Here is a 10274-nt window from a genome sequence, read left to right on the forward strand (position 1 = left end):
TCTGAGGAATTATCTGGGCTGGCGACGGATGCTGGAGCGTTATGGGCGGGAAGTGGATGTTCCACGTTGCTTGCATGAGGCGCTTGGGCGCCCCATGCAACACGTAATTGGGACATAGCCTTTTTTAATGGGCGAGTGGCGAAGGTCAGGCCGTGGTCAGCAGCCCGACGGCGAGGGCCATGACCAGGATGCCGGCCCAGCCGACGGGCTTGAGCCGCTCGCCAAACAGCAGCAGGCCCCCGAGCGCCGTGCCGAGAATGCCGATGGCACCCCAGGTGGCATAGGCCACCGCCAGATCGATCCGGCCTGTGCTCACCGCCTCGCTGAGCAGGGTGAAGGCGCAGAGCACCAGCAGTATGCCGAGAAAACCCCAGCCCTTGTGGCGGAAACCGAGGGAGCGGTTGATCGCCATGTTGGCCCCCACATCCAGCAGGGCTGCGCCCAGCACTATGATCAAGGGGTGCATGTCGCCTCCTTCCCGCCGAGCGGTCCGGTGGACTCAGCCTGACGGGCCAGCGGCGCGTCGTGGCTCTCACCCATAGTCACCATAACAATACCCACTATTGCCAGCGCCAGCCCGATCCACTCCTGGGCATTCAGGTCATGACCCAGGAACAGCACCGAGACCGTGGTGATCAGTGCGATCCCCAGCCCTTCCCAGAGCGCGAACGCAATACCAATGGAGATTGTTTTGGCGGCCTTGGCCAGCAGCAGATAGGAGAAGGAGATGAGCAGCCACATCGGCAGGTAGTTGAGCCAACCGGCGTCATTCTCCGGGATCAGCGCCATGCTGGAGGTGCCTGCCACCTCGGTCAGGATGGCGCCCGTCAAGAAGGTGCGCGCTAAAAACAGCGGTCTGAATAACATAAAATTTCCTTTTGTTGCTGCGACGGGAGAGAGGATAGCCGGGCTGGGGCGGGGCGCAGGAATCGCTGAGCGTCGACTATTCGAACGCTGACGGTTTGCCTTGCCAAAAGGGGGTGGGTAATCTGACTCTGGAACACTCCGCCATCAGAGCGCGATCATGAAGCTTTATCAGATACAACTCTTTGTAGAATCAGCAGACAGCGGCTCGATCGCCAACGCGGCCAGGCGTCTTGGCAAGAGTCGCAGCGCCGTCAGCACGGCGATCGCCGCACTGGAGATCGAGCTTGGCGTCGACCTTTTCGAACGAGGAGCCAACCAGAGCCAGCTGACCGAGATCGGTGAGCAGGTGCTGGACGACTGCAAGCGGTTGCTGCAGGCGGCCAACAGCCTGAAACTCAAGTGCGAGCATCACGCCTCCGGCGCCGAGGTGGCGCTGCGAGTGGCGCGGGACGACGCCATCCCCGAGCCGGTCTGGCGCGAGCTGCTGGGCAACCTGCGCCGCCAGTTCCCTGGCACCAGCATCTCCCTGGTGCTGGCCTCGCCCCCCGAGCTGCCCGCCCTGGTGGAGGAGGGCTTCGTGGATGCCGCCTTTGGCCTCATCACCGAGGATCAGGAGCGCAGCGGTCTCAATATCGACGTGCTCAATCCGATCCGCACCCTGATGGTGGTGGCGCCGAGCCACCCGCTGGCCGGCCTGAAGCGGGTGCTGCAGCAGGACTTGACCGGCCACACCCAGGTCACGCTCTCCTACGTCGACGAGTTTTCGGTCAAGAGCCTGTTGCCCATCGGCGGCCAGCACATCGGCCTGTCGAGCTTCGAGCTGATGCGGGATGCGGTGCTGGACGGGCTCGGCTGGGCCGTGCTGCCGTCGCCGCTGATCCAGAGCCAGCTGCGGCAGGGGGAGCTGCTGACCCTGAAGCACAAGTTCAGCCTGCAGTGGCGGGACTACGGGGTCTACCTGTCGGAGAATGCCCACCATGGCAAGGTGCTGGCCTGGTTGAAGAAGGCCATTCAGGCCTATCTCGAGCCCTTCGAGTAGCCGCCGCGGGGGAGGGGAAAAGCAAGAGGGGCCCTGGGGGCCCTCTTGCTGATCTGCACTGGCGCCGGCTCAGCGCAGGCCATGGCGCGGCGCGGGCTGGCGTGGGCGGAAGGGCAGCGAGAGGATGCCGAGCAGCAGATCCCCCAGCAGGGCCGCGAGCAGACCCCCCACCATCCCACAGAAGATGGCGGCCTGCTTGAGCGGCACCACATAGCTGTAGTTGTGCAGAGTATCCTGCCAGAGCCGGGGGTCCGGTTGCAGCAGCAGGTGGGATAGCTGCTGGTACCAGGGCTTGTCCTGGAAGGCGCGCTCCTGTTGCAGGCGCTGCTGCTGGCTCACCAGATGCTGCAGGCTGGCGGCATCCTGGGCAAACACCGGATCCGGGTTGGTGCTGTAGTGGTCGACCAGGGCCGCCAGATCGCCGCCGAAATGCCGATCAGCGGTGCCCTGGAAGGGCGCCAGACTGAGGTCGGCCTGCTGCAGGCGGGCATCCAGCCGCTGGTAGTAGAGATCGATCAGCCCAGGTATCTGCACACCCGCCAGCAAACCGAGCGCAAACAGCATCATGCGAAGGTAACTGCGCATCGTCATCATCCTGAAGAGAGGGAGTGGTCATACTAGCCGCAACGGGGGGGCGAGCCAAGGTGGTGTCTCCATCCGGCGTGGGTGTCAGCTGGCGTGGCCGGAATAAGATTTCGCAGGGTATTCCTCTCCCATTGCCTTCCACGAATTTGTGATTTGAATCACGAATTTTATGTTTTAACATGTGACCTTTTTTCGCATTCGAAGGGAGGCTCGCATGAGCAAGTTCGTACCTTTCTATCTGGTCGGGGGCCTGATCGCCATTAGCTGGGCCGCCCTGCCGGGCCATGGTCCATGGGACCAATGGGATCTCTCCACCTTCCGGCTGGTCAACGGCTGGCTGGGCCAATACTCCCGCTGGGCCGATCTGGTCGCCATCACCAACAACCGTCTGTTCGATCTGGCCACGCTGACCTGCATGGGCGCTATCCTGGCAGCCTGCTTCGGCCGGGCCTATGGGCAGGAGCGCCGTCGTCTGGTGGCGATGGGGATTGTCATGTTGCTGGGGGCCTTGCTGATCAACCAGCTGGGTCATCTGCTGCCGGTCAAGCGTCCCAGTCCCACCCTGACGGTGGCAGGGGCGCTGCGGCTGACCGAGCTCAGTGCCATCCCCACCAAGGATGCTGCCGGTGACAGCTTCCCCGGCGATCATGCGCTGTTTCTGATGATCTTCGCCGGGTTTGCCCTGCGCTATCTGCCGCGCTGGGCCGGCATCCTTGCGGTGCTGATGGTGCCGCTGTTTTCGGCGCCCCGCATTCTGGCCGGTGCCCACTGGCTGACGGATGTCTATGTCGGTGCGCTCTGTCTCGCCCTGCTCTGTCTGCCGTTGCTGCTGTTGACGCCCTGCTCGGATCGGCTGATCGACCGCCTCGAGCCCTGGCTGCCCCGCTGGTTGCCCCTGGGCCATCGGCTGCGAGGCTGAGGGGTGCGCAATAAAAAAGAAGGCAGCTGAAAACCGCCTTCTTTTGGTTATGCACCATCGGCGACTGTGGTCGTCGCGAAATGACCATAATTACGACCGATGACCCCGGGCTTGCGCCCTCATCGACAAGTATTAGCAGAGCCGTTCGAACTCGTCTGCCCGGACCTGGCCCCCTGAATCGTTGGCATGGGGTGAATGGTTGATCCTGACCAAGATTTTTTTATTTCTGCTGCCTTAGAATCGCCGCCCTTGCTGGAGAACCCCAATGTTAATCAATCTGCTGCGCCTGCTCTTCATCGGCTGCGCCCTGGTCTTCATCTTCATGCTGATCCATGCCTGGTGGCACAAGCGGCGCCTGGGCGAGCTGGAGCCCACCCCCTTCTGGCCGGTGGCGGGCATCGGCTTCGTCGCCAATTTTCTCGATACCCTGGGGGTCGGCAGCTTCGCGGTGAAGACCGCCTGCTACAAGCAGTTCAAGCTGATCGATGATCGGCTGCTGCCCGGCACCCTCAACGGTCAGTGCGTGTTGCCGACCGTGACCCAGTCCCTGATCTTCATCGGCGCGGTCAAGGTGGATCCGCTCACCCTCATCGGCATGATGGCGGCGGCGGCGGCGGGAGCCGCCTGGGGGGCGAGTCGTGTCGCGGCCTTCGACCGGCAGACCATCCGCCTGGTGATGGCGGTCTCCCTGCTGGTGGTGGCCGGGCTCATCTTCGCGGGGCTGCTGGGGCTCTTCCCCCTCGGTGGCGAGGCCATGGGGCTGACGGGCTACAAGCTGGCCATAGCCCTGCTCGGCAACTTCCTGTTCGGGGTGTTGATGAACGTCGGCATAGGCCTGTTCGCCCCCTGCATGACCCTGGTCTATCTGCTGGGGATGAACCCCATGGCGGCCTTCCCCATCATGATGGGCTCCACCGCCGTGCTCAGCGTCTTCTCGGCGGGCACCTTCATCCGGCGGGGGGCCTTCGATGCCAGGGCCGTGCTGGCGGTGGCCATCTTCGGCCCGCTCGGGGTGGTGCTGGCCGCCATGGTGGTGCAGTCCATGGACATGGAGATGTTGAAATGGCTGGTGGCCTTCGTCGTCATCTATACCTCCTGGACCATGTACGCCTCCTGGCGCGCGGCGCGCCATCAGCCCCGCTCCCAGCTGGCCGAGAGCGCAGGCTAGCAGGGGTATAGGACTGGGCTGGCCGGGGTACATGGACACAGCCCGTCAAGGGGATGCCGGCACGGTGGATGGTCTCTGCCATCATTTATGTCTCCTGGACCAGCCGCGCCTCCTGGCGAGTGGGCCGGCGTCGCTCTCCTCCGCGGGTGGGCGGCGCAGGCTGGCCTGCACCAGTGCCGCCTCGGCCTTGGCGCCGAGGAAGACATAGAGCCCCAGCGCCAGCAGCAGCCCCACCGCACAACCCATCACCCCCACCGCCGGCCAGAGCAGCTCGATCTGGCCCAGCGAGCCCTTGAACAGCAGCAGCAAGCCCTCGATGGAGACCGCGATCAGGATGGCGGCGATGAAGCGGGTGATGGTGCGGCGGATGGCGCTGTGGCGGAAGATGTCCTTATGCAGCAGCACCTCCTCCTCCAATATGGTCTTGCCCAGATCGAATACCGCCAGCGCCAGGGTCAGGAAGATGATGGCGCTGAAGGCGCCGAGCCGGTTCGGCTGGGTGCCGCACAGCAGCAGGTAGATCTGCTCAAGGCCATGCCAGATCAGGGTCGCGACGATGAGAAACAGCGCCAGGCTCAGCACCACATACACCGCCCTGAACCAGGGAATGGCGCGGCGCCGCTCCCTGTCCCCCATCAGCCAGGCGATCAGCTGATGCAGGTTGATGCCGAGCTCGCGGCCATGGCCCTGCACCACCAGTCGCAGCTGTGCCTGGGGGGCGGGGACGGGGGCCAGTATGGCCGGCGCGGCCTGGCTCTGACCTATGCTCTGCACGAAGGGATAGCCCTTGAGGGAATCCTGGGGCAGGGTGAGCAGACCCAGCAACAGGGGGGCCAGCTCGGCTTCATATTCCTGATAGCGCCGCAGCACATCGATGGGGCTCATCTCTGCCATATAGACCTCGGTCAAGTGGGCTCCTGCACTAGCTGGTGCAAATAGTGGGCCCGCTTTATGACAGCCAGAGTGGCGCATGTTGCACCAAGGGGTGGCAAAGCGCGGCGGGACGCCCTGAGATCGCACCAGAAAGGGGAGGGACGCGAGTGGAGGGCTTGCCGGGGGGGGGATGAAAAAAAGGGCCCCTGAGGGCCCTTTGCTATTTCGGCGTGGCTTAGCCTGCCAGCTTGGCGAAGCTGCGATCGGCGGCGGCCAGAGTGTGTTCGATCTCCTTGTCACCGTGCGCCAGCGACAGGAAGCCGGCCTCGTAGGCGCTCGGCGCCAGGTAGACCCCCTCTGCCAGCATCAGGTGGTAGAAGCGCTTGAAGCGCTCCATGTCGCAGCGGGTCACCTGCTCGTAGCGGGTGATCTCGGCCTCGTCGGTGAAGAAGAAGCCGAACATGCCACCCACGTGGGTGATGGCGAGCGGGATGCCGTGCCTGGCGGCGGCGGCCTTCAGCCCCTCGGCCACCCGGGCGGTCTTGGCGCTCAGCTGCTCATACAGACCCGGCTCCTGCAACAGATCCAGCATGGCGAGGCCGGCGGCCATGGCCACCGGGTTGCCGGACAGGGTACCGGCCTGGTACACAGGACCGGTCGGAGCTATGTACTGCATCACCTTCTTCTTGCCACCGAAGGCACCGACCGGCATGCCGGCCCCGATGATCTTGCCGAGGGTGGTGAGATCCGGCTCTATGTTGTAGTGGTCTTGTGCCCCGCGCAGGGAGACGCGGAAGCCGGTCATCACCTCATCCAGGATCAGCAGGGCGCCGAACTCGTCGCAGATGGCGCGCAGCCCTTCCAGGAAGCCGGGCACCGGCGGGATGCAGTTCATGTTGCCGGCCACCGGCTCGACTATGATGCAGGCGATCTCGCTGCCGTACTGCTCGAAGGCCTCGCGCACCGACGCCAGATCGTTGAACACGCAGGTCAGGGTGTGCTTGGCAAAGTCGGCGGGCACGCCCGGGCTGTTGGGCTGACCCAGGGTGAGGGCGCCGGAGCCGGCCTTGACCAGCAGGGAGTCGGCGTGACCGTGGTAGCAGCCTTCGAATTTGACGATCTTGTCGCGGTTGGTGTAACCGCGGGCCAGCCGGATGGCGCTCATGGTCGCCTCGGTGCCGGAGTTCACCATCCGTACCTGCTCCATGGAGGGCACGATTTGGCGCACCTTCTCGGCCATCAGCACCTCGATCTCGGTGGGGGCGCCGAAGCTCAGCCCCTTCTCCACCGCCTTGATCACCGCGGCCTTGATGGCGGGGTGATTGTGGCCGAGCAGCATGGGGCCCCAGGAACCTATGTAGTCCACATAGGCCTGACCATCCACATCATAGAGATAGGCACCGTCGGCATGATCGATGAAGCGGGGAGTACCGCCGACCCCATTGAAGGCGCGGACCGGTGAGTTGACGCCGCCCGGAATGGTCTGGCGGGCCTGTTCAAACAGCTGATCTGATTTTGACATGGATCATCCTTAATGGGATTTTGGATGTCACACTGGGGGCGGTAGCCGATTGCGGCTCGGCAGCCAGGGATGGGAGGAGTATGCTTTGCGCTCTCGCTACCCGGGCCGCTGGCTCGCTCCGTGACACAGGAAAACGGGCCGACTATAGCAGAAAGCCGCTGTGCAGGGCAGCCGGGCCATGGGCCGGGTGTTTCTTGAAACTGGTAAGATATGAACGTGGTCTCCCATGCAGCAACAAGTGCTCCCTTCTTCTAAATCTCTGCCACCGCGTCGCCCGCCCGCCCTGCGGCGCCTCATCCAGCAGGACAAGATGCCGCTGCTGGTGCTGCTGCTCGCCGCCCTGGTGGGCATGCTGGCCGGGCTGGTATGCGGACTGTTTGAATCCGGCGTGCACTGGATGGCCGAGCAGCGTCTCGCGCTGCTGGCCGATCGCCCCTGGTGGCAGCTTGGCCTGCTGGGGTTCGGGTTCAGTGCCCTGCTGGGCTTGGTCGGCTATTTCCTCACCCACACCTTTGCCCCGGAAGCGGGCGGCTCCGGCATCCCCGAGATCGAAGGGGCCATGGATGAGCTGCGCCCGGTGCGCTGGTGGCGGGTATTGCCGGTCAAGTTCTTCGGCGGCATCTGCACCCTGAGTTCGGGCATGGTGTTGGGGCGGGAGGGGCCCTCGGTACAGATTGGCGGCAACCTTGGCAAGATGGTGGCCGATATCTTCCGGTTGCCCAAGGAACATGGCCATGCCCTGCTGGCGGCGGGGGCGGCGGGAGGCCTCGCCGCCGCCTTCAATGCGCCGCTGGCGGGGATCCTGTTCGTGATGGAGGAGATGCGGCCCCAGTTTCGCTACTCCTTCCTCGCCATCAAGGCGGTGGGGATCTCGGCCGTGATGGCGACCCTGATGCTGCAAAACATGAAGGGGCAGGCGCCGGTGATCAGTCTGCCTCACTACGATGCGCCGACCCTGAAGGCGCTCTGGCTGTTCCTCTTCATGGGCGGCTGTTTCGGCGTGCTGGGATTCGTCTTCAACAAGCTGGTGCTCGCCTGTCAGGACGGCTATCTGGCCCTGCATCAGAACAAGCGCCACCGCTTCGTCGCCATCGGCATGCTGGTGGCGGGCACCTTCGGTGTGCTGTCGTTGTTTGCTCCCTCGGTCACGGGGGGCGGGACCGAGCTGATCCCGCACCTGATGGGCGATGAGTATGCGATGGCGACCCTGTTCCTCATCTTCTCGGTGCGGCTGATCGCCACCCTGATCTGCTTCTGCTCTGGTGCCCCCGGCGGGGTCTTTGCCCCGACTCTGGCCCTCGGCACCCTGTTCGGGGTGGTGTTCGGCCACCTGTTCCACGCGGCTTTCCCCGATCTCGGCATAGAGCCGGGTGCCTTCGCCATTGCGGGCATGGGGGCGCTGTTTGCCGCGACCGTGCGAGCCCCCATCACCGGCATAGTGCTGGTGACCGAGATGACCGACAACTATCAGCTGATCCTGCCCATGATGATCACCACCATAGGGGCCACCCTAGTGGCGCAATGGCTGGGGGGGCGTCCCATCTATTCCCAGATCCTGGAGCGAACTTTACGGCTTGCGGCGCGTCAAAAGCGGGGAGAGAGCAGCGTGACTGCCGGTTAACTCCTTGTTTGTCCGCATCAATCGGATGAGGTCGCGTATAGTGAAGGAAAAGTGGCCGTGGTATGGCGTGGTAACGGAAGAGGCCCTATGTCCCGAATCGTGAAGCTGTTGATTGTGTTGGTGATGGGGGCGCTCATCGGGTATTTCGTCGGTAATCGGCAGGAGCTGGCCCAGAGCAGCCTGCTGACGGTGCAGCAGGAGACCCTGGAGCGTCAAAGCAAGGCCATCGGCCAGCTCAAGACGGATCTGGGAGTAAAAGAGACCTTGCTGGCGACCCAAAGGGCGGCCTTCGAGCAGTTGCAGCAGGCGCTCAAGGATCAGGAGGTGCAGGTGCAGGAGCAGAAACGCCAGCTGGCCTTCTTCGAGCGGATCATGAGGCCCACCGGCGAGCAGGTTGGCGTGGTGGTGGACAACCTCAGCCTGCAGGAGACCAGCGTGCCCGGTCGCTACCACTATCGTCTGGCCCTGACCCAGCCCGCCAAGAAGCGGGAGCTGTTTCGCGGTCAGGTGCAGATCCGGGTGGAAGGCAGCCTGGCAGACAAACCCAAGACGCTCAGTGGCCGGGAGCTGGGGATGAAGGCGGGTGAGGGGCGCTATGCCTTGCGCTACTTCCAGTTATTGGAAGGTAACTGGCAGTTGCCGGAAGGCTTCATCCCGGATCGGGTGCGTGTCACCATCGCCAAGGAGGGTCGGCAACCCGCACAGGAACTGCTGACCGAATGGAGCGAGGTGCTCAAACCGTTGGTGGCTCAGCCAGCCCCCTTGCCGGTGGTGCAGTAAGTAGAGTGGTGAATACTTGAACTAAATGGTCGGGTATTGGATAATTTCGCGGTTTCCATGTTTGTGGATGTAATGGTTGTGAGGTCAGTAATGAGTGCAGTAACAGAAGCCCCGTTGCCAATCCAGATGACGGATGCGGCGGCGAACAAGGTCAAGACCTTGATTACCGAAGAAGAGAACCCTGAGCTCAAGTTGCGGGTCTACATCACAGGAGGGGGCTGCTCCGGTTTCCAGTACGGCTTCACCTTTGACGAGAAGATCAACGAGGGGGACACCGTCGTCGAGAAGAGCGGCGTCATCATGGTGATCGATCCCATGAGTCTGCAGTATCTGGTCGGTGGCAGCGTTGACTACACCGAAGGTCTGGAAGGCTCCCGCTTTACCGTGACCAACCCCAACGCCTCTACTACCTGTGGTTGTGGCTCCAGCTTCTCCATCTGATGGGTCAGTGGCACGCATTTGAAAGGGTCCGATAGGGCCCTTTTCTATTTCCGCATCCAGCTCTCCTATATATGAGCCTTCTTTATAGAGGCTGGCACCTGGCCTGCTCGACCCCGTTGCCGCCGCCTTCGACCTCCTATGAGCCCCTTTGTGGTGGTGTCTTGTACGATTTGGTTGTTGATTAAACACTTGAACATCTTTCTCAAAAAAACACATAGTTTTTGCTTGTCAGAAAGAACCAGATCCCTATAATGCGCCTCCATCAGCACGGCGCAGTGCGCGTCTGGTCTGGCTTGCAAAGCAACCCAGTGAGGGTTATAGTTTCAAACCCTGCTCTTTAACAATTTGAATCAAGCAATCTGTGTGGGCACTCACAGCATCGAGCATCAAAAACAATTTTTGATTTTCAATGTCTGGTGAAGTGACCAAAACGACTTGTTAGCAATAACAAGCCGAACA

At 62.7% G+C, this 10274-nt stretch carries 11 protein-coding genes and 1 pseudogene; 7 read left to right on the forward strand and 5 right to left on the reverse strand.

What is annotated here, in order from left to right; all coding sequences use genetic code 11:
* Positions 1–118 (forward strand): annotated as a pseudogene (locus KW825_RS20130) (IS1595 family transposase); the annotation flags it as partial.
* Between the two features lie 27 nt (positions 119–145).
* Here KW825_RS20130 and KW825_RS20135 read toward each other — a convergent pair.
* Positions 146–466, reverse strand: a complete 321-nt coding sequence (locus tag KW825_RS20135) for an SMR family transporter (protein ID WP_218291683.1) — start codon at positions 464–466, stop codon at positions 146–148.
* Positions 454–867 carry a multidrug efflux SMR transporter gene (locus KW825_RS20140; RefSeq protein WP_218291684.1) on the reverse strand — a complete coding sequence of 138 codons (414 nt, stop codon included), beginning with the start codon at positions 865–867 and terminating at the stop codon, positions 454–456. Before KW825_RS20140 ends, KW825_RS20135 begins: the two co-directional genes overlap by 13 nt.
* 157 nt (positions 868–1024) lie before the next feature.
* Here KW825_RS20140 and KW825_RS20145 point away from each other — a divergent pair, with 157 nt between their 5' ends.
* Complete coding sequence (locus KW825_RS20145) at positions 1025–1906, forward strand: LysR family transcriptional regulator (RefSeq protein ID WP_218330230.1); 882 nt, start codon at positions 1025–1027, stop codon at positions 1904–1906.
* Positions 1907–1975: 69 nt separating this feature from the next.
* Here KW825_RS20145 and KW825_RS20150 read toward each other — a convergent pair whose 3' ends face one another.
* Entirely contained in the window at positions 1976–2491 is a 516-nt protein-coding gene (locus KW825_RS20150; RefSeq protein ID WP_218330231.1) for a DUF2937 family protein, read from the reverse strand.
* 214 nt (positions 2492–2705) lie between these two features.
* Between KW825_RS20150 and KW825_RS20155 the strand changes: the two genes are divergently transcribed.
* Both KW825_RS20155 and KW825_RS20160 read left to right on the forward strand, forming a co-directional pair.
* Positions 2706–3410, forward strand: a complete 705-nt coding sequence (locus KW825_RS20155; RefSeq protein WP_218330232.1) for a phosphatase PAP2 family protein — start codon at positions 2706–2708, stop codon at positions 3408–3410.
* Between the two features lie 265 nt (positions 3411–3675).
* Entirely contained in the window at positions 3676–4578 is a 903-nt protein-coding gene (locus tag KW825_RS20160) for a sulfite exporter TauE/SafE family protein (protein ID WP_042652977.1), read from the forward strand.
* A gap of 81 nt (positions 4579–4659) precedes the next feature.
* On the opposite strand, the gene KW825_RS20165 is transcribed toward KW825_RS20160, so the two are convergent.
* Together KW825_RS20165 and hemL are read right to left on the reverse strand one after the other, a co-directional pair.
* On the reverse strand, positions 4660–5472 hold the full coding sequence (locus KW825_RS20165; protein WP_042653308.1) for a hypothetical protein: 813 nt from the start codon (positions 5470–5472) through the stop codon (positions 4660–4662).
* Between the two features lie 214 nt (positions 5473–5686).
* Positions 5687–6973: a glutamate-1-semialdehyde 2,1-aminomutase gene (gene hemL / locus KW825_RS20170; RefSeq protein ID WP_218330233.1), complete on the reverse strand. Its 1287-nt coding sequence runs from the start codon at positions 6971–6973 to the stop codon at positions 5687–5689.
* Between the two features lie 226 nt (positions 6974–7199).
* Between hemL and clcA the strand changes: the two genes are divergently transcribed.
* The 3 genes from clcA (at position 7200) to erpA (ending at position 9815) form a co-directional block, all read left to right on the forward strand.
* On the forward strand, positions 7200–8594 hold the full coding sequence (gene clcA / locus KW825_RS20175) for a H(+)/Cl(-) exchange transporter ClcA (RefSeq protein ID WP_218330234.1): 1395 nt from the start codon (positions 7200–7202) through the stop codon (positions 8592–8594).
* Positions 8595–8681: 87 nt separating this feature from the next.
* A complete protein-coding gene (locus KW825_RS20180; protein ID WP_218330235.1) occupies positions 8682–9374 on the forward strand; it encodes a DUF6776 family protein in 693 nt (230 codons plus the stop codon).
* Positions 9375–9464: 90 nt separating this feature from the next.
* Positions 9465–9815, forward strand: a complete 351-nt coding sequence (gene erpA, locus KW825_RS20185; RefSeq protein WP_042652973.1) for an iron-sulfur cluster insertion protein ErpA — start codon at positions 9465–9467, stop codon at positions 9813–9815.
* Positions 9816–10274 lie beyond the last annotated feature (459 nt).

It is taken from the genome of Aeromonas sp. sif2433 (assembly GCF_019218705.1).
GTDB lineage: Bacteria > Pseudomonadota > Gammaproteobacteria > Enterobacterales > Aeromonadaceae > Aeromonas > Aeromonas encheleia.